Origin of the sequence: Desulfobacula toluolica Tol2 (assembly GCF_000307105.1) — a bacterium.
GTDB lineage: Bacteria > Desulfobacterota > Desulfobacteria > Desulfobacterales > Desulfobacteraceae > Desulfobacula > Desulfobacula toluolica.
Genome location: NC_018645.1, coordinates 3,766,291 through 3,783,789, shown reverse-complemented (window position 1 = coordinate 3,783,789; position 17,499 = coordinate 3,766,291). Strand labels below are relative to the sequence as shown.

21 protein-coding genes and 1 tRNA gene are annotated in these 17,499 nt (G+C 42.8%); 9 read left to right on the top strand and 13 right to left on the bottom strand.

What is annotated here, in order from left to right:
- Positions 1 to 4 precede the first annotated feature (4 nt).
- The 4 genes from TOL2_RS17260 to TOL2_RS17245 form a co-directional block, all read right to left on the bottom strand.
- Positions 5 to 1,639, bottom strand: a complete 1,635-nt coding sequence (locus TOL2_RS17260) for a glutamate synthase-related protein (RefSeq protein WP_014958577.1) — start codon at positions 1,637 to 1,639, stop codon at positions 5 to 7.
- Complete coding sequence (locus tag TOL2_RS17255) at positions 1,603 to 2,733, bottom strand: class II glutamine amidotransferase domain-containing protein (protein ID WP_014958576.1); 1,131 nt, start codon at positions 2,731 to 2,733, stop codon at positions 1,603 to 1,605. Before TOL2_RS17255 ends, TOL2_RS17260 begins: the two co-directional genes overlap by 37 nt.
- 185 nt (positions 2,734 to 2,918) lie before the next feature.
- Positions 2,919 to 3,476 carry a 1-acyl-sn-glycerol-3-phosphate acyltransferase gene (locus tag TOL2_RS17250; protein WP_014958575.1) on the bottom strand — a complete coding sequence of 186 codons (558 nt, stop codon included), beginning with the start codon at positions 3,474 to 3,476 and terminating at the stop codon, positions 2,919 to 2,921.
- 12 nt (positions 3,477 to 3,488) lie between these two features.
- Positions 3,489 to 3,881: a NifB/NifX family molybdenum-iron cluster-binding protein gene (locus TOL2_RS17245; protein ID WP_014958574.1), complete on the bottom strand. Its 393-nt coding sequence runs from the start codon at positions 3,879 to 3,881 to the stop codon at positions 3,489 to 3,491.
- A gap of 157 nt (positions 3,882 to 4,038) precedes the next feature.
- Between TOL2_RS17245 and TOL2_RS17240 the strand changes: the two genes are divergently transcribed.
- Positions 4,039 to 4,704, top strand: coding sequence for a DUF3047 domain-containing protein (locus tag TOL2_RS17240; RefSeq protein WP_014958573.1), 666 nt, complete (start codon positions 4,039 to 4,041; stop codon positions 4,702 to 4,704).
- Positions 4,705 to 4,716: 12 nt separating this feature from the next.
- A complete protein-coding gene (locus tag TOL2_RS17235; protein WP_014958572.1) occupies positions 4,717 to 4,905 on the top strand; it encodes a hypothetical protein in 189 nt (62 codons plus the stop codon).
- A 14-nt stretch (positions 4,906 to 4,919) separates the two neighbouring features.
- Here the strand turns inward: TOL2_RS17235 and TOL2_RS17230 are convergent, their stop codons facing one another.
- The 3 genes from TOL2_RS17230 to TOL2_RS25020 form a co-directional block, all read right to left on the bottom strand.
- Entirely contained in the window at positions 4,920 to 5,222 is a 303-nt protein-coding gene (locus TOL2_RS17230) for a glycogen-binding domain-containing protein (protein WP_232507964.1), read from the bottom strand.
- A 38-nt stretch (positions 5,223 to 5,260) separates the two neighbouring features.
- The gene (locus TOL2_RS17225; RefSeq protein WP_014958570.1) at positions 5,261 to 5,488 is read right to left on the bottom strand and encodes a sigma factor; all 228 of its coding nucleotides are present in this window, start codon (positions 5,486 to 5,488) and stop codon (positions 5,261 to 5,263) included.
- Between the two features lie 99 nt (positions 5,489 to 5,587).
- Entirely contained in the window at positions 5,588 to 6,472 is an 885-nt protein-coding gene (locus TOL2_RS25020; protein WP_014958569.1) for a hypothetical protein, read from the bottom strand.
- 582 nt (positions 6,473 to 7,054) lie between these two features.
- Here TOL2_RS25020 and TOL2_RS17215 point away from each other — a divergent pair.
- The gene (locus tag TOL2_RS17215; RefSeq protein ID WP_014958568.1) at positions 7,055 to 7,477 is read left to right on the top strand and encodes a VOC family protein; all 423 of its coding nucleotides are present in this window, start codon (positions 7,055 to 7,057) and stop codon (positions 7,475 to 7,477) included.
- Between the two features lie 128 nt (positions 7,478 to 7,605).
- Here TOL2_RS17215 and TOL2_RS17210 read toward each other — a convergent pair whose 3' ends face one another.
- The 5 genes from TOL2_RS17210 to TOL2_RS17190 all read right to left on the bottom strand — a co-directional run bounded on the left by TOL2_RS17210 (position 7,606) and on the right by TOL2_RS17190 (position 12,059).
- The gene (locus TOL2_RS17210; protein WP_014958567.1) at positions 7,606 to 8,103 is read right to left on the bottom strand and encodes a 3-isopropylmalate dehydratase small subunit; all 498 of its coding nucleotides are present in this window, start codon (positions 8,101 to 8,103) and stop codon (positions 7,606 to 7,608) included.
- Entirely contained in the window at positions 8,096 to 9,361 is a 1,266-nt protein-coding gene (leuC, locus tag TOL2_RS17205) for a 3-isopropylmalate dehydratase large subunit (protein ID WP_014958566.1), read from the bottom strand. Before leuC ends, TOL2_RS17210 begins: the two co-directional genes overlap by 8 nt.
- A gap of 20 nt (positions 9,362 to 9,381) precedes the next feature.
- Complete coding sequence (locus tag TOL2_RS17200; protein ID WP_014958565.1) at positions 9,382 to 10,494, bottom strand: 2-methylaconitate cis-trans isomerase PrpF family protein; 1,113 nt, start codon at positions 10,492 to 10,494, stop codon at positions 9,382 to 9,384.
- A gap of 32 nt (positions 10,495 to 10,526) precedes the next feature.
- The gene (locus tag TOL2_RS17195) at positions 10,527 to 11,390 is read right to left on the bottom strand and encodes an isocitrate lyase/PEP mutase family protein (RefSeq protein WP_014958564.1); all 864 of its coding nucleotides are present in this window, start codon (positions 11,388 to 11,390) and stop codon (positions 10,527 to 10,529) included.
- A 72-nt stretch (positions 11,391 to 11,462) separates the two neighbouring features.
- Positions 11,463 to 12,059, bottom strand: coding sequence for a helix-turn-helix domain-containing protein (locus TOL2_RS17190; RefSeq protein ID WP_014958563.1), 597 nt, complete (start codon positions 12,057 to 12,059; stop codon positions 11,463 to 11,465).
- A gap of 298 nt (positions 12,060 to 12,357) precedes the next feature.
- Here TOL2_RS17190 and TOL2_RS25650 point away from each other — a divergent pair, with 298 nt between their 5' ends.
- The 4 genes from TOL2_RS25650 to TOL2_RS17175 all read left to right on the top strand — a co-directional run bounded on the left by TOL2_RS25650 (position 12,358) and on the right by TOL2_RS17175 (position 13,653).
- Positions 12,358 to 12,789 carry a Rossmann-fold NAD(P)-binding domain-containing protein gene (locus tag TOL2_RS25650; protein ID WP_014958562.1) on the top strand — a complete coding sequence of 144 codons (432 nt, stop codon included), beginning with the start codon at positions 12,358 to 12,360 and terminating at the stop codon, positions 12,787 to 12,789.
- Positions 12,789 to 13,076 (top strand): NAD(P)-dependent oxidoreductase, encoded by a 288-nt coding sequence (locus TOL2_RS25645; RefSeq protein WP_014958561.1) that lies wholly within the window; start codon positions 12,789 to 12,791, stop codon positions 13,074 to 13,076. The genes TOL2_RS25650 and TOL2_RS25645 overlap by 1 nt, the downstream gene beginning before the upstream one ends.
- Positions 13,077 to 13,084: 8 nt before the next feature.
- A complete protein-coding gene (locus TOL2_RS17180) occupies positions 13,085 to 13,495 on the top strand; it encodes a hypothetical protein (RefSeq protein ID WP_014958560.1) in 411 nt (136 codons plus the stop codon).
- Between the two features lie 81 nt (positions 13,496 to 13,576).
- Positions 13,577 to 13,653: transfer RNA gene (locus tag TOL2_RS17175), tRNA-Arg, on the top strand.
- A gap of 366 nt (positions 13,654 to 14,019) precedes the next feature.
- On the opposite strand, the gene TOL2_RS17170 is transcribed toward TOL2_RS17175, so the two are convergent.
- Positions 14,020 to 14,397 (bottom strand): PH domain-containing protein, encoded by a 378-nt coding sequence (locus TOL2_RS17170; protein WP_041279594.1) that lies wholly within the window; start codon positions 14,395 to 14,397, stop codon positions 14,020 to 14,022.
- A 297-nt stretch (positions 14,398 to 14,694) separates the two neighbouring features.
- Between TOL2_RS17170 and pstC the strand changes: the two genes are divergently transcribed.
- A complete protein-coding gene (pstC, locus tag TOL2_RS17165; protein ID WP_014958559.1) occupies positions 14,695 to 16,083 on the top strand; it encodes a phosphate ABC transporter permease subunit PstC in 1,389 nt (462 codons plus the stop codon).
- 103 nt (positions 16,084 to 16,186) lie between these two features.
- A complete protein-coding gene (gene pstA, locus TOL2_RS17160; protein WP_014958558.1) occupies positions 16,187 to 17,482 on the top strand; it encodes a phosphate ABC transporter permease PstA in 1,296 nt (431 codons plus the stop codon).
- Positions 17,483 to 17,499: the final 17 nt, after the last annotated feature.

Below are 17,499 nucleotides of genomic sequence, written 5' to 3'. Positions count from 1 at the left end.
ATCCTTAGACCACATACTTTATATTGAGGCGTTGAGCTGCCGCATGATCATCAATTCCAAGGGCATCCGACATCCCGATGGGCAACGATGTTGAACGCCCAAGCGGGGCAACGATCTTTTTAAGCTCGGTATCAAAGCAGACAAAAAGATCGACGATTCTTTCTGCCACGTCTTCAGGATCAAGCCTTCTGTAAAGCCTTGGGTCCTGGGAAGTGATGCCTTTGGGGCAAATTCCAACATTGCACACATTGCATCGGTCTTCTTCGGTTCCAACGCAACCGGCAGCCGCCTGCATCACATATTTTCCTATCTGAACTCCACTTGCCCCCAGCATTATCAATGCAGCTGCATTGGCTGCAAGGTTTCCGTTTTTTCCAATACCTCCACCGGCAAAGATGGGAATTTCATTTTGCTTTCCGATTTTGGTCAGGTTCAGATAATTGTCCCGGATACAAGAAGCAATAGGATGGCCCATATGATCCATGGAAACCGTATACGCAGCACCGGTCCCACCGTCTTCACCGTCAATGGCAAGCCCTGAGGCATAGTCGTTCCGGGTCAGGTTGTTCAATACGGCAAGGGATGTCGAAGATGCGGAAATTTTCGGATAAACCGGCACCCTGAATCCCCATGCCATGGACATGGACAAAATCATTTTTGCCACAGATTCTTCTATGGAATACTGGGTCTGATGGGTTGGCGGGCTTGGCAGGCTTACGCCCTGGGGCACCCCGCGAATGGCGGCAATGAGCTTATTGACTTTATGCCACATCAACAGCCCCCCGTCCCCTGGCTTGGCTCCCTGGCCGTATTTGATCTCAATGGCACAGGGGTCTTCTTTCATGTGGGGAATGGCATGAATAATCTCATCCCATCCAAAATATCCGGATGCAATCTGGAGAATCACATATTTTAAAAACCTGGATCGCAGCAGCCTTGGCGGGCATCCTCCTTCCCCTGTGCAGATCCGGACCGGCATGCCAAGTTCCTCGTTCAGGTAGGCAACCCCCATTTGGAGACCCTCCCACATGGTGGGAGAAAGAGCGCCAAAGGACATGCCGCCGATGATCAAAGGATAAATTTCTCTGACCGGCGGAATCCATCCGTTTTCCCTCAACCGCTTCATGTTTTCCCTGGGGGAAAGTACCCGCCCCAGAAGAGTTCTCATTTCAAACTCATGGCGGCCCGCATCAAGGGCAGGGTCGGTGAGCATGGAGATACGGGTGAACTTGATCCTGTCCAGTACGGATTGGGACGAATTTCTTCGGCCTCCGCGTCTTCTGGGGACACCTTGTTGGTTAACATGAAACTTGAGCCTGTCCAGTCCTGGGTTTTTCACCGGGGCAATGGCATCATTTGGACAGGCCATGGTACACATGGCGCATCCTATACAGGCATTTTCCACCCGGGTTGTCTGGCGAATACCGTAAAAAGTGTCATACTGGTTGGAATGGTCTTTATCTTTTTGAATCGAGGTTTTAATGATTCGTTTTTGAAACACATTCAGTTCAATAGCCTTGACGGGACATACCGCAGTACACTGCCCACACAGGGTACACCGGTCGTTGCTGTACCGGATCTGCCAGGGCAGATCATTCAGGCTTAAAGAGGAAGGTTCAAGGCTTCTGTTTGACGACATATGCTTACCTCCTGGCGGTCAGGGCTGACAATTGCTGTATCAATGTGCATGGGTTGTATATCTTTTGATTTATCCCTATCCGGGATCACGGCATCAAGACCGCAGATTTCAGAGGAAAGTCCAAACAGACCGGGTTTTCCACCCACCACACCGGGGCGAAGTTTTTTTCTGTCCTGAACCATGAACATGGAATGGTCCGGCAGGGTCCCGATAACACAATTGGGACCATCAATAATAAGTGGCCTGCAGGTTCGTTTCAAGTGTGAAAGGAACAGGGCGTCCGGGTGTTGCTGAAGATCATCTTCCTGTAAAGGGGTAATCACATGTTTATAAGCATCAATTCCCAGTTCAAGGCCAACCATTGAATAGTGAAGGATATGAGCAAACACCTCGGAATCGGAATGATACCCCATATAACCTGGAAATTTCCTTGATGACAAAAAATCTTTGATAGGAATAAAAGCTGTATTTTCTCCATTTGTCATGGTGCAGTAGCCATTGATAAAAAACGGGTGGCAGGCATAAAGATTGATTGCATAATTTGTATTTTGACGGCCCTGGGCCATAATAATTCTGGCATTGAGTTCTTTTCTATCCAGGCCCAGATGTTCGGCCAACTGCATGGGATCACCGATCTCCTTGATCATTATGGTATCCGGCCAAAAGGAGAAGACCATCATATCTTTTTTTTCTTCACCCATTTCACGGATTTTCAACAGGATCATCATCAGCCGTCTGGAAATTTCATCCGGTTCGAGATTGTCCCAGTCTTCGGGCAGTTCGTAGGCTCTGATCAGGTAAAGATCTCGCTTGGGAATGCCCTTAACCGGTTTTTTGGGAACCTTTAAAGAAATCTTATATTTGGTAAGAAACCCCTGGTCCATCATGAAAAGATCCAGACGCCGGATACCTTCTTCGCTGAATATACCGGATAAAATCGGTGCATCTTTCATCTCTTCAAAAGGGCCACCCAGATCCTGAAGCAGCAATCCCACGCCAGATCCGTCATGACCCTCTTTCATCACATCAAGGGCTTTGACGGCAAGCATGGGACTCACAGGATCCTTGCTGGTAAGTGCAAACAGACGACACATTATATCTACTCTCCTTGTCTTTAAAATATCAAAGCATTGGCTTGATTTTTTTAAAAAAAGTACTTTAAGGTAAATCTTTCAAAGACTTCAGTGTAAAGAACGAGCCTTTATATGTCAATAATTTTATTTGTTTTTCAATAGGTTACATAAACTGGGGTTACGTCAACACGATGGTTATAATACAGTTATAAAACAAGATTATTCAAAGGAATTGAAAATCCAACATTTTGATATAATTCTTGAATTTTCAGCAAATCACCTTCCAGGGTTTTTCCAGGGTTGATTTTACCGATCCAGCGGGTTTTTTTTGCCTGATTATCAAGATACCAGCAGAGAATAGGCACATTAGCCCCTTTTGCAATATACCAGAAACCTGTTTTTATGGATGCTACATTTTTTCTTGTGCCTTCCGGCACCATTGCCAGGATAAGTTTTTCTCTTTTATTAAATTCCCTGACTACGGTTTTAACAAATCCATGGGTTTTATCCCTTTTTATCGGCATACCGCCAAGGCTTTTAAGGATAATGGACATGGGGAAAAAAAACCACTCCGCTTTAACCAGAAGCCGGGCATTGATCTTTGCAATTCTAATATAGGTCAATGCCCGGACTGTATCCATGTTCGCTGTATGAGGAAAGCCGATCACAACACATTTGCCGGTCCAATAACCCGGCAGTTCATCATAGGTCCATCCCATGAACCGATATAATAATTTGCCTATCAGGCTCAATATAGATTTCAATTTGGTTTGTTCCTAATGATGGTGTCCGCAGCCGCCTTCCTTTTTATTCTTTTTTGTCTGGCAAAAATCAAATATATGGAACGGCTTGAGTTCATCTTTTTCAAGAAGGTCCAGGTTTTTGAGTATGGTATCTTCTACAGCCTGATAAACCTTAATGCCTGATGACGCAAGGTTCCTTTGAGACCCATCCCCCATGCATTTGGTTACAACCGCATCCACATTGTCTTTTTTTTCAAACAGGCCGGTTTTACATCTGGAGCCTTCAGCTGAAAGCTTTTGATTTTTTTTAAGCTCAATTTCCCGGGTTTCCATGTCAACAATTAAAAAATTTTCAGCAACACCAAAATGTTCATCCACGATACTTTCCAGTCCGTTATTTTCCTTAACAGGAAAGGCTATCCTCATTGCATCCCTCCAAAAAAAATGATCAATTCTTAACGCCATCATACCAAAATAATAAGGTAAAAGATAAGAATTTATTTTATAATGACAAGAGTGCTTTTCTTGAATTCAGATTAAAAACAGTTCATAATCACCATATATAATATGAAAGGCCACAAAAATGAAAAAATGCCGGATACTTATTTTTATTTTAGGATTATGCATCCTTTCAAATCTGCATGTTCATGCAGATGAAAAGGACAATATTCTTGTGGGCGCGTTTTCCCAACAGACACTTGAAGGGTGGGAATCTAAAAAGTTTGTTAACGAAACCACTTACTCGCTTGTCATGGTTGACGGCAACATGGTATTGAAGGCCGGCAGTCAAAACTCTGCCTCAGGGCTGATAAAAAAGATCCGGGTCGATCTTGAAAAATTTCCGGTATTGAACTGGCGATGGCGAATTGAAAACCGGCTGGCAGGCACTTTTGATGAAAAACAAAAATCCGGTGATGATTATGCTGCCCGGATTTATGTAGTAGTTTCCGGCGGTATTGCTGTTTGGAATACCCGTGCCATGAATTATGTATGGGCTAAAAATTCTTTAAAAGGAGACGTCTGGCCCAATGCTTTTGCTAAAAAAAATGCCGTGATGGTTGCTCTGCAATCATCTCAAGCTCCGGTATCGGTATGGCATGCGGAAAAAAGAAATATACATGAAGATTTTAAAAAATACTTTGGCAAAAAGATCCGATTTATTGATGCCGTCGTGCTGATGAGCGATACGGATAATACAAAAAAAACGGTGACGGCATATTACGGAGATATCTATTTTTCAACCAGATGAAAGGAAGAAAGTATGACCACACACAATTGCGGTAACTGTAGTTTTAGATCAAAATATGACAACAATCCAAAATCATTTTTAGGCAGGATATGGAAATGGCATGCAGGCTGGTGCCCTGGCTGGAAAAAATATATGAAATCTCTTCCAGACCAGGAACGACTCAAACTGGCTGAAAAGTATAATATGAAAAAGTATAAATAATACTGTTACAAATATTATAAAAGAGGTTCGAAAATGCAGTTTTCCGAACCAAAATCGTCCTTTTCCCTTGCAGGCAGGGTAGGGTCGGCAATCTGGCTGTCATTGTTCAGGATATAGGCGTATCTGTGTTCTCCGGAAACAACCGGAAGATTGAGCTCCCAGTAACCGCTGTTGCCGATTTTTTTCATGGAAATCCGCTGCCACCCTATGAAAGATCCGGTCAATTCCACCTGGTCTGCGGCAGGCTCGAAAAGAACGAACCGATTGCTAAAGGAGTGGGGCCCCGGAGACTGAAAAAGGCTAAAAAATATCAGCACGGCTGCACAAAATCCGGCAGCCGTGAATCCCAAGGACTTTAAATAATTGTTTCCTCCCGGCGTTTCCTGATCGAATCCAGGGCTGCATTACGGGCAATGGTGTAGAGCAAGGCACAATTATTGTTCTTGCAGCGATACCTGGAAAAGTACCGGGTGAAGCTTTCCTGCATGAAATCAAAGGATCTATGGTAGTCCCCGGTCAGGCGGAGCAGGTAGGAAAATACTCTGTCTTTATTTTTCCTGTAAAAACTGTCGTATGAATCCACTTTTTCCTTTAAATTTAAAAATGTGCCTGGCTCACCCCTCCATCATGGGCAAGCCAGGCAAGATGGGTTCAAGGTTTATACTCCTAAAGAAAATCAGGATTATCTGCCATTACCGCCGCCGCCTTTACCACCGCCACCATTGCCACCGCCGCCACTACCGCCACTACCGCCACTACCGCCATTACTGCTACCGCCACTACCACCATTACTGCTACCGCCACTGCTATCATTGTCACTTTTACCGCCTTTGCCAATTGATTTGGCATGTTGACGGGCAACCTGCCGGGATGATGCCTGATGTGTCTGCTGAGCGATTTGGCTGCGCAATTGCTTGATTTCCTGATGGGAGTATTGATTCTGCAGCGACTGGCACAGAATATCGGATACATCAGAAGTCCGGACACCCAATCGTGACATGGTACGAACGGTCAGCATGGTTTGCATGGCTAACTGGTCGTTATCCGCCTTGTTTTTCGTTTGTTGACGAGACTGAGTGCGAACCTGCAACTGGGTTCTAACTGTTTCCAGATCCTTGGTATTCATTCCGGCTGCCAGACTGTCAGCAAGTGCTTGGGTAATGGCATTAATATTTTTTTTATCATCGGACAATGATTTTGCAAATTGGTTTGCATATGCATAGCGACTTTGCACAGCTTTCATGGCCGAGATGATTTGTTGTTCCTTGGCCTGCTTGGCCATGCCTTCAATTGCTTTGCTCATTACCGGTTCAGTAGGCAATCCTGCCCTGGCAGTATCCATGACCACCTGTTGAACGTGAATTCGGCTCTGTTCCCGGAAGCGGTTTTGAATCATCAATGTCAGCATTTCCCGGGCCTGGGCTTCTGGTATGCCAAGGTTACTCATCTCACGGACCTGCTGCTGAACGCTTTCCATGGCTTGTTGTGAAAGCATCTGTGATTCCTCAGTCAATGCGGATGATACAAGATAAAACAAAACAAAAACAATTAAAATAACTTTTTTCATACTTCCTCCTTATAACTGCCACGGGCAGACCCGGTATTTCACCTTGGTTTGTCCACAACAAAGATTGAAAGTCTATGTGTGAGTTTTCAAGACTTTCTTGTAAAAAAAAACATGATCTTCTGTCTATATAACGGGGTAAGGCATGAAAGGTTACAATAAAAATATCATTATCAAAATCCAGTAATCAAATGTGACTCTCCAAACAAAAGATTGCCATGCCTGTATTCTTCTGGTAGCGATTGCCTGTTATTTGATTAGTTGTTTTGGGCTTGATTATAATGTCTGCAACCCGTTACATTTGCTGAACCAATTGAGCCCGGTTTATGTTATGATCAAGCTCGTTATTATTTTGAATAACGGCCATGGCAAATTGATCTGCCACCACAAAAAATGCAAGAGATTTTATTTCAACACGTTAGAAGTTCTTTTATATAGCTGCTACGGGCAGACCTGGTGTTTTATTTAAGATTTGCCCACAAAATCACATAACAAAATATCCATACTTATTTGTTACCGGACCTTCTGTTATCCGGTACACTGATACGTCAGCATTTTACCATAACGGCAAAAAGGGAGGTAAAAATGAAAGTAAATAAAGTCGATCACATCTGTATTGCGGTTAAAAACATAGATGAAGCTCGTAAAATATGGGAGCCTGTACTGGGTAAATCCGGGCCGGATGATGAGTACATAGATGAACCTGAAAAAATCAAGGTTGCAAGATACTGGGTGGGGGAAGTGGGGTTTGAGTTGATGGAATCAACAACTCCTGATGGGGATGTTGCCAGATTTATCGAAAAAAAAGGCGAAGGCGTCATGCTGATAAGCTTTAACGTTGACAATACCCGTGAGTCCATGGATGAACTGAAACAGAAAGATTATCCTTTTATCGGCGGTGCCCGTCCGTTCAGGGATTGTGAATTTGCATTTGTTCATCCGAAAAAAATGAACAATGTTATGCTCGAACTCATTGATGATAAGGCAAAGATGTTGAAAAATTATTAGCAGCAGGCAACCCGGATACCTTAAATATGTTCGAGGTGGTCCAAGCTCAAAGGAAAAGCACAAGCAGCTCAAGCTGATCAAAAAGGTATTCCCACGCAAAGCGCGGGAATACTTATAAATGAAGAGGGTCAATCTCCGGAACAAATTCTTTTTTTAGTATATGAAACAAGTCCGCCCGCATTGATCAATTCACTGATAAAATCAGGATAAGGTGTAGCTTTGAACACTTTTTCACGGGTAATGTTTTCAATAATGCCGGCACTGAGATCAATTTTCAGCACATCCCCGCTTTCAGACCCATCTACAGCCTCGGGACATTCCATAAGTGGAAGGGCAATGTTTATGGCATTGCGGAAAAAAATTCTGGCAAAACTTTTAGCAATAATACATGAAACACCAGCTCCTTTAATGGACCATGGAGCTTGCTCACGCGATGACCCGCATCCGAAATTGGTGGACGCCATCAATATGTCACCTGGTTTTACATTTTGGACAAACTGATCATCAAGATTTTCAAGGCAATGCTTGCCAAGATCCTCAGGAGTGGGTAAATTGGCATATTTTGCAGGAATGATTACATCCGTATCAATGTTTGCTCCGTATTTATGCAACAGACCTTTAATCATGTTTCATCACCTCCTCGGGATCTATAATTTCTCCGGCCACGGCACTTGCAGCAGCCACCGCTGGTCCGGCCAGATAAATATTGGCTTCCGGACTTCCCATTCTGCCGATGAAGTTACGGTTTGTGGTGGATATGCAATGCTCGCCCGATGCCAGCACTCCGGTGTGTCCCCCCAGACAAGGCCCGCAGGTGGGAGTGCTTACGGCAACTCCCGCTTTGATGAATGTTTCGATATATCCTTGTTTAAGGGCGGCAAGATATACTTCCTGGGAGCCTGGAACAACAATGCATCGAATAGAAGGATGAACATGACGGCCCTCGAATATTGCCGCTGCATTGGCAAGGTCACTGAGTCTGCCGTTTGTGCAGCTTCCTATGACGGCCTGGTCTATTTTAGTTCCCGATGCCTTGCTCACCGGAACCGTGTTTTCAGGCGAATGAGGCATGGATATTTGAGGCTCCATATCGGTAACATCATATGTGATAATTTTTTCATATTCAGCGTCCGGGTCTGACGCATAAACTTCATAGGGGTGCTTTGCTCTTTTTTCAACATATTCAATGGTTTTTTCATCCACACCGAAAAGACCTGCTTTTGCACCGGCTTCAATGGCCATATTGGACATTGTAAAGCGATCATCCATAGTAAGATTGTCAACAACCGGTCCGGTAAACTCCATTACCGAGTATATGGCACCATCCACACCGATCTGCCCGATAGTATAGAGGATCAAATCCTTGCCACTGATCCATCTGCCGGGAGTGCCTGTATAAACAAATTTAATGGTGGGCGGCACTTTAAACCAGATTTCTCCGGTGGTCATGGCAACAGCAATATCTGTTGAGCCCATTCCTGTTGAAAATGATCCCAATGCCCCGTATGTGCAGGTGTGAGAATCTGCTCCCACCACCAGTTCACCCGGTAATACCAGGCCTTTTTCCGGCAGTATCACATGTTCAATTCCGCTTTCCTGGCCGCATTCAAAATATTGGATGCCCTGGCTGCGGGCAAAGCTTCGCAGATTTTTATTGATTTCTGCTGCAGCAATGTCTTTTGCAGGCACGAAATGATCCGGCACAATCACGACTTTTGTTTTATCAAAAACCGCCTTTGCCCCCATCTTTTCAAACTGTTTAAGCGCCATGGTTGCAGTGAGGTCGTGGGCCATAACCATATCCACTTTTACATTAACAAATTCTCCGGGACTGACCCGTTTTTGGCCGGAATGAGCGGCTAATATTTTTTCTGAAATATTCATTTAATTTTCTCCGGCTTTTTTTATATATAAACGCTGCCTTCCATAATACGGCGTGCAGTACGAAAAATTTCGGCAGTTTCCAGTTCAAAGCCATTCTCTTTAAATTGTCCGCCCACCCTCATGGGAAGCAGGCCGGAGAAATGACCAATGACAACTTCATCATTTGTTGCCTTGCCTGCCGGGACACATTCATGGGCAATGGTGCCGGGAATTTTAGCTGCCGTACCTGTTGCAATGGCACCTGTAACAGGGTATGCCTTATGCATCATGCCCGCAGCATAGACCTTGGCCATAATATCAAAATCTTGAGCAAAAACATCGTCACCAGACACATAATTTTTATAATCCATGGGTGAGCGCACAACAGCCAGCATGGGTAAAAGCGGGCTTCTTCCGGCAAGATCCGTTAATTGGGCAACCTTGAGCCTTATGGCCTCCATCCTGTTGATCAGATCTTTATTGCTGTCGTGTATTTCAGGGGTTTCACTGCCGTCAAGGCCCAGATCTTTTCCCCGTACAAATGCCACAACCGTTGAAACATCAACAACAGAGACTTCGATATCACCTGCCCCTTCCACAGATATTACGTCAGTGAGATTACCTGTTGGAAGCAAACTGCCTGTTATCAAACCTGCCGTATCTGAAAAGTCAATGGGAATTTTAGAACCCGTGCCAGGCACGCCATCCATTTTATAATCCCCGTGGTAAACGGCCTTTCCGTTATTTACTTCCACGGTGGCTCCCAGATAACGCTCTACTGTGGGGCACCATATTCTCACATTCGTATAGGGTTCAACGCACTTGACAAGCCCTTCATCAATTGCAAATGGTGCAACAGCAGCCGTAAGATTGCCACAAAGAGTATTAAAATCCACTGTAGCATTTGTAATTCCCACTTGGCCGAATATATAATCTATATCTGCATCAGGACGGCTTGACGGGCCTATGATGACTGATTTGGAACTTAAAATATCAGCCCCGCCCAATCCGTCAACCTGCCGTTTATCAGGACTTCCCATAACCCGAAGAATTGTTTGGGTTCTTTTTTCAATATCCAGGGGCAACTCATTTGCATGAAAAAAAACACCTTTGCTTGTACCGCCCCGCATGATGACACATTGTAATTTGTTCATGAGTATGCTCTCTTAAGAATCAGGGTTGACAATTATTTGTAAAAACTCAGCTCCAGCTCGCGCATTTCTTCAAGGCCCATGAATTTATTAAACTCATCAAAGGTCACCATATTATCCAGAAAGCCTTTGGAACTTCCGGTGTTCTTGATCTCAGTCATAAGGCCGGTAACTGCTTTTTTTATGGCATAGGTTGATGCCACCGGAAAAACCACTACATTATATCCGATTTCTTCAAGTTCTTTTGCCGACAACAGAGGAGTTTTGCCTCCTTCGATATTATTGGCCAGGGTAGGGGCATCCACTTCCCGGTTGATACGGATCATTTCTTCTTTTGTAGTGGGGGCTTCAATAAAAACCATGTCTGCACCGGCTTCACGGTAAAGGTTAACCCTTTCAATGGCATCGTCAAGTCCATGAACCGCCAGGGCATCTGTTCTGGCCATCATGATGAAATCATCATCTTTTCTGACGTCAAGTGCGGCTTTGATTTTGGCAATCATTTCTTCTTTTTCAACAACTTGCTTGCCTTCCATATGGCCGCATCGTTTGGGAAAAAGCTGATCTTCAATAAACATGCCTGCCGCCCCGAGCATCTCCAGTTTTTTTACGGTTCTCTGGACATTGAGTACACCGCCGTGACCGGTATCACCATCGGCAAGAAGCGGTATATCAACGGCATCTGCCATATTCCCGATATAATCAGCCATCTCCGTCAGGGTTAAAAATGAACCGTCCGGCCTTCCAAGCAATGCTGCCGTACTTGCATATCCCCCAAGAGTAACTGCTTTAAATCCAACATCCTGAATAACTTTTGCAGTGAGTACATCATGGGCTCCGGGCATTACTAAGATTTCATTGTCAAGAATTAAATTTTTCAGTTGAGTCGTTTTTTTCATGTTTTTTTGGCCCTCGTGATCGTTTTTACCCGTTCTGTTTGCTGATAGTGAACAAAACAGGTATGTTTTTTGTTAATCCTGCCTGCGGGGGTTGACAAACACAACCAGCATGCGTGCAGGCTTATCGTCAAGGCTTCGTCCCAGATGAGGCCGGTCGGAATCAAAATAAAGACAATCACCTTTTTGAGCTATAAAGGATTTGCCGTCATATATGAATTCCTTGCGTCCTTCCAGCATATAAACCATCTCCTGGCCCTCATGTATCATGGGCTCTTTGGTCATACCCGGCTCCAAGGTAACAATATAGCCGTCCATAATTCTATCCGGTTTTTTAAAACTTATGGATTCATAAGAATAACCACTGGTTGCACCCGGATGGATAATGGGGCGTCTTTCGGAAGAACGAACCATGGTCATTTTTTCTTCATCATCATCTTTTTCAAGATTCCAAAAAGATTGTACATTCTCCCCCAAAGCATAAGCAATTTTGGTTAACGTCCCGATTGTAGGAGTTTTTTCATGATTTTCTATCTGGGACAGGTAACTTTTGGACAAGCCTGTAATTTCAGCAAGTTTTCCCAAAGTCCATCCCCTGTCCTTGCGAAGCTCTCTAATCCGCTTGGCAATAGCATCTTCCATTTTTTTTGTTTCTTGTTCTACATCTTTCATGAAAATTTTTGTACACTGTGAGCAAACGAAAGTCAATTTGTTTATATGAAAGCCTTAAAAAAACTATCCTTAAAACAACTATACAGAGATTTTTAATTTTTATTACGGGCAAATTTTGAATGAAATACTAAGTCTGGCCGTGGCAGTTATGCAAAATTAAAATCAAAGGATTAAAGAATTCTTGTATAAGACCTATTGCTCGTTTATATTTCCAGATTGTGGCAAGATAGATTTTTTAAAATAATTGATGAGGTTATAATTCAAAAGGGGCATCATTGAATAATACAGGAGGCATTGATTGAAAATATTGTTTGCAGCGTCTGAAGATGCATGGGGTGGTTTTTTGAACCGAGTGAAAAAAATATTGCCTGGTCATGAGTTTATTGCAGAGGGTCGTTTTGAAATTACAGATTTGTCCGGTATTGATGTTTTAATTCCAACAATGTCAAGAGTGACCGAGGAGACACTTAAAACAGCCGACAAACTTCAACTGATCCAGCAATGCGGTGCAGGCCTTGAACTGGTGGATATTAATGCTGCCCGCAAACGTGGAATTTTTGTTGCAAATGTTCCCACTGATGTCTCAGGAAATGCCGATTCTGTTGCAGAACTTGCTATCTATTTAATGATAGGGTTATCACGAAATACTGAAATGATGAAAGACAGCTTGAAAAATCGAATCATGGGAGGCCCCATGGGGCTTTCATCAATCATGACACATTTAAAATAATGAAACCGGGGGTATTTCTTATCAATGTATCCAGGGGAGGCCTTGTGGATTACAAGGCTTTAAAATCGGCCTTAAAATCAAAAGTTATTGCAGGTGCAGGTCTTGATGTCTTCTGGGAAGAACCCCCTGACCCTGAAGATGATATGTTTCAATACAATGTCATGGCAACACCCCATATCGGTGGTGCAACAGATGTTTCCATGCAGGGAATCGCAAAATTGGTAGCAAAAAATATCAATTTTATTGCAAACGGTAAAACACCTGTAAACCAGATGGGAAAGGCGTAATAAAGATTATGAACTTATTGATCCTGCTATTTTTAGCCGTAACAATAATTGGATTAATTGTTGCAAAACAAATTTGGTTGCGTATCGTTTTTCTTTTGGTTTTTCTGCTTGGTTTTGGGGTTGTATTGCCTGAAATCAATTATATGATCAGCCATGATAAATTTTTAAACAACAAAACGGTATTTCAGCATTTTATTAAAAATATTCGTAGCGATTTGCAAAACAAAAAATATGAAATCATATCAAAGGATTTAAAAAGAATTGAATTGGTTTTTGAGAATCCACAGATTAAATCATCTGATCAACTGGATGCATCGTTTATGGTGATAAAAAAAATTAATCATGAGAAAAATAAATTCCATGAAATGCAAAAAAAAAGGGCTGCCAAAAATGAAAAAATTATTATTCCAAAAGGTTAGAATTTCTTTTATATAAAAAGCAAGTATACCATTGCACAATAAATTTCATTGTGCTATCTAATATCGACTTCACAAACCTGTGCGCCCGTAGCTCAGCTGGATAGAGCGCTGGACTTCGAATCCATAGGTCGGGGGTTCGAATCCCTCCGGGCGTGCCACTGATATCAAGGGTTTTTAAGCAAATACTGAAAACCTTTTTTTGTTCCATGTGACATATAGGTGACACCGGGCAAGTTTTACCTTGATTATTCCAGACTTAAAAATTTTAACAAAAAAGATCATTCCCACAACCCCAAAAAAATATTTTTAACCTTTTAGCTCGCAAGATTCCGTCCTGGCTCCTACCGCATGGGGCTGATACGCCCTGACAAAATCCTTATACGATCATTTTAAATCGGATTCATACTCATGTGCCCCATGAGTTTACCATTAAAGGGGCTTACATATAGGGTTCTTTTTCTTCTAATAAAATTCCTTTTATTAAACGGCTTTATTTTGCAGAGTCCTTTTTGCAATCCCTGATATTAATTGAACATAAAATTGGCCATTGCTTTTTGAATTCCAACAACATCCGTACCCTTTTTCAATGTTTTTATAATGGGATCTTTTGAGCTTGATATCCAAATTTTTAATTCTGCATCCATATCAAAATGCCCGGCTGTCTCTACTGCAAAATGTGATATCGATTTATAAGGGATAGTGTGATAATCGACCTTTTTCCCTGTAAGCCCCTGTTTATCAATAAGCAATAATCTTTTGTTTGTGAAAACGTACATATCTCTCAGTACTTTATAGGCCATTTCTATAGATTCCCCATCAGCCAATATCGGGTTTAGTTCTTTTTGTAGATCCTCCACTTTAACTTCGGTTGCATTGCCTAATAAACCGTTTAAAATACCCATTTCAAGTCCCTTCAAATATTTGATTTATCATTTGCGTTTAATTTAAGATAACAGTAAAAATAATGTTCACAAATGTTCACATACGATAAAAAAGAAATTATTTCAATCTGGAAGCATAGAGAATGCCTCTCTACAATTATTAGCTGCCGTAAATGATCATCCGGCCCGGCCCAGGATTCTATTATGCTTTTTTATTTTTTCTAATCATCTTCTAACCGTTTATTAAAAATCAACTAATAAATTTAAGTTATCTTTGCAGAGTAAGTTTTGATTTTAAACAAATTAAAAGAGGTTGTTTTGACACCGTTACATTTGCTGATAACATTATTGCTGCTTTCAATGATAGGCTATTATCTGGGTAAAAAACGCTCTTTTTTCGTTGTGAAAGAAAGCGGCGGGCCAAAATTTTTGCATTCCAGGCCGGGATATTATGGTGCTTTAACAGCGCTTTGGTGTGGTATTCCGGCTGTGCTGGTTTTTTCATTCTGGCTGGCATTTGAACCGACTTTAATCGCACAAATGGTTCTGTCTCATTTGCCTGTTGAAATAAAATCGCTTCCCAAAGACCAATTAACTTTGACCATGAACGATATCAAAAACCTGGTAAACGGGAATATTGTTTCAATAGAAGTCAATCCCGCCATTCAAAAGGCTTCGGAACATTATCAGCATCTGCAATTTGTCAGTCATGCTGCACTCACCGTTATTGCCATTGTCATTGCCATTGCAGGGCTTGTATACGTTCAAAAATTAATTACCCCTGAGTTAAGAGCCAGAAATCATGTGGAAAAGGTTCTTAAATGGGTTTTGATCGCCTGCTCAACCATTGCGATTTTTACCACCATTGGTATTGTTTTGTCTGTTCTTTATGAGGCCATCCGGTTTTTTAAAATAATTCCCATTACGCAATTTTTGTTTGGACTGGAATGGAGTCCCCAGATGGCGATCCGTTCGGATCAGGTGGGATCATCCGGTGCTTTTGGTGCCATACCGGTTTTTGCAGGCACGCTTTTAATTTCGGCTATTGCCATGTTTGTTGCCGTACCTGTAGGGCTTATGTCTGCGATTTATCTGTCGGAATATGCAAATAAAAAATTCAGGGCAGTGGCAAAGCCTTTATTGGAAATACTGGCAGGTATACCCACTGTTGTATATGGTTTTTTCGCCGCTCTGGTGGTGGCGCCCGCCATTCGAAATGCCGGTGCTGCTGCAGGGCTTGATGTATCAAGTGAAAGTGCCTTGGCAGCAGGCCTTGTCATGGGGGTTATGATCATTCCCTTTGTTTCATCACTTTCAGATGACGTGATCAATGCTGTTCCACAGTCATTGAGGGACGGTGCATACGGGCTTGGTTCCACACAGTCGGAAACCATCCGGCAGGTTATTTTGCCTGCAGCCCTTCCAGGAATTGTCGGCGGTGTTCTTCTGGCTGTTTCCAGAGCCATTGGCGAGACCATGATTGTTGTGATGGCAGCGGGTTTGTCCGCCAATTTAACGATGAATCCATTGAAAACCGTTACAACGGTTACTGTGCAAATTGTAACGCTTCTGGTTGGTGATCAGGAATTTGACAGCCCTAAAACTCTTGCTGCATTTGCTTTGGGCTTGATGCTGTTTGTAACAACTCTGATTTTAAATGTCATTGCATTGATTGTGGTTCGAAAATACAGGGAGCAGTATGAATAAAAAAAACAGATCCAAAGAGTCCAGATCCAAAGTGTCCAGATCCAAAGTGTCAACTGGATACAATGATTCAAATGATTCAAGTGTGTCCAATGATTCAATTGGATTGGTACGGTCAAATAAGTCAGCACAGTCAGGTGAGTCAGTACGGTCGATTGATATTGTCCAGAAGGGCCTGAGCAAACGATATAACAAAGAAAAGCGTTTTAAACTGTATGGTCTGTCGGCCATTGTTCTGAGTTTGATCTGTCTTGCATTGCTTTTTGTCAGTATCTTTGCCAATGGGTATACGGCGTTTCAACAGACTTTTATTGAGATAGAAGTCTTTATTGATCCGGAATATATTGATAACAATAATTTGGCGGCATCAGATTTCCATGGGATGGTCAAGGCATCCCTTAGAAGCGCTTTTCCTGAAGTGACATCCCGGCAAGACAAGAAAAAACTTTATGGTCTGGTCAGCTCAGGCGCATCATATGATTTGCAGGATCTTGTCAAAGAAAATCCTGATATAATCGGCAAAACCTTGCGTGTATGGGTTCCGGCGGATGATGATGTGGATATGTTTTTTAAGGGGCATATTAAAAGGGATGGGCCGGAGGTTGATCGTCGTTTGAAAGATAATCAGATATCCTGGATTGATGCATTTGAACAACAAGGCAGGATAAGAAAGCAGTTTAATACGACATTTTTCACGGCAGGAGACTCAAGAGAACCTGAACTGGCAGGTATTTGCGGGGCTGCAACAGGATCTTTTTTTACCCTTTTGATCACCTTGGTGCTGTCTTTTCCCATTGGTGTTGCATCTGCTGTTTACTTGGAAGAGTTTGCACCTACAAACCGCTGGACAGACCTGATTGAAGTGAATATCAACAATCTTGCCGCCGTACCTTCCATTGTTTTCGGATTGCTGGGACTGGCGGTTTTTCTTAATTTCTTTGGTTTGCCACGGTCTGCACCCCTGGTGGGCGGGTTTGTTCTGACCTTGATGACTTTGCCAACAATTATTATTGCCGGCAGGGCATCTTTGAAATCCGTACCTCCATCCATACGAGAAGCAGCTTTGGGTGTGGGCGCTTCAAAAACTCAGATGATAACACATCATGTTTTGCCACTGGCATTGCCGGGCATGCTGACCGGAACCATCATCGGCATGGCTCAGGCCCTTGGTGAAACCGCACCGCTTCTCATGATCGGCATGGTTGCATTTATTGTGGATATTCCGGGGGGAGTTACAGATCCTTCAACTGTTTTACCGGTACAGATCTTTTTATGGGCTGACAGTCCGGAAAGAGCATTTTTAGAAAGAACTTCTGCTGCAATCATGGTTTTGCTGTTGTTTTTGATTACCATGAATTCATTGGCAGTTGTTTTGAGAAAGAAATTTGAAAGACGATGGTAAATTTGATTTTAAGTTTA

Bases quoted from the DNA above. Each gene is read 5' to 3' on its own strand.
- TOL2_RS17255 (WP_014958576.1), bottom strand. From the start codon at position 2,733: ATGTGTCGTCTGTTTGCACTTACCAGCAAGGATCCTGTGAGTCCCATG.
- TOL2_RS17235 (WP_014958572.1), top strand. From the start codon at position 4,717: ATGACCACACACAATTGCGGTAACTGTAGTTTTAGATCAAAATATGAC.
- TOL2_RS17245 (WP_014958574.1), bottom strand. From the start codon at position 3,881: ATGAGGATAGCCTTTCCTGTTAAGGAAAATAACGGACTGGAAAGTATC.
- TOL2_RS17215 (WP_014958568.1), top strand. From the start codon at position 7,055: ATGAAAGTAAATAAAGTCGATCACATCTGTATTGCGGTTAAAAACATA.
- TOL2_RS25645 (WP_014958561.1), top strand. From the start codon at position 12,789: ATGAAACCGGGGGTATTTCTTATCAATGTATCCAGGGGAGGCCTTGTG.
- TOL2_RS25020 (WP_014958569.1), bottom strand. From the start codon at position 6,472: ATGAAAAAAGTTATTTTAATTGTTTTTGTTTTGTTTTATCTTGTATCA.
- TOL2_RS17210 (WP_014958567.1), bottom strand. From the start codon at position 8,103: ATGATTAAAGGTCTGTTGCATAAATACGGAGCAAACATTGATACGGAT.
- TOL2_RS17170 (WP_041279594.1), bottom strand. From the start codon at position 14,397: ATGGGTATTTTAAACGGTTTATTAGGCAATGCAACCGAAGTTAAAGTG.
- TOL2_RS17190 (WP_014958563.1), bottom strand. From the start codon at position 12,059: ATGAAAGATGTAGAACAAGAAACAAAAAAAATGGAAGATGCTATTGCC.
- TOL2_RS17195 (WP_014958564.1), bottom strand. From the start codon at position 11,390: ATGAAAAAAACGACTCAACTGAAAAATTTAATTCTTGACAATGAAATC.
- leuC (WP_014958566.1), bottom strand. From the start codon at position 9,361: ATGAATATTTCAGAAAAAATATTAGCCGCTCATTCCGGCCAAAAACGG.
- TOL2_RS17180 (WP_014958560.1), top strand. From the start codon at position 13,085: ATGAACTTATTGATCCTGCTATTTTTAGCCGTAACAATAATTGGATTA.
- TOL2_RS17260 (WP_014958577.1), bottom strand. From the start codon at position 1,639: ATGTCGTCAAACAGAAGCCTTGAACCTTCCTCTTTAAGCCTGAATGAT.
- TOL2_RS17200 (WP_014958565.1), bottom strand. From the start codon at position 10,494: ATGAACAAATTACAATGTGTCATCATGCGGGGCGGTACAAGCAAAGGT.
- TOL2_RS17240 (WP_014958573.1), top strand. From the start codon at position 4,039: ATGAAAAAATGCCGGATACTTATTTTTATTTTAGGATTATGCATCCTT.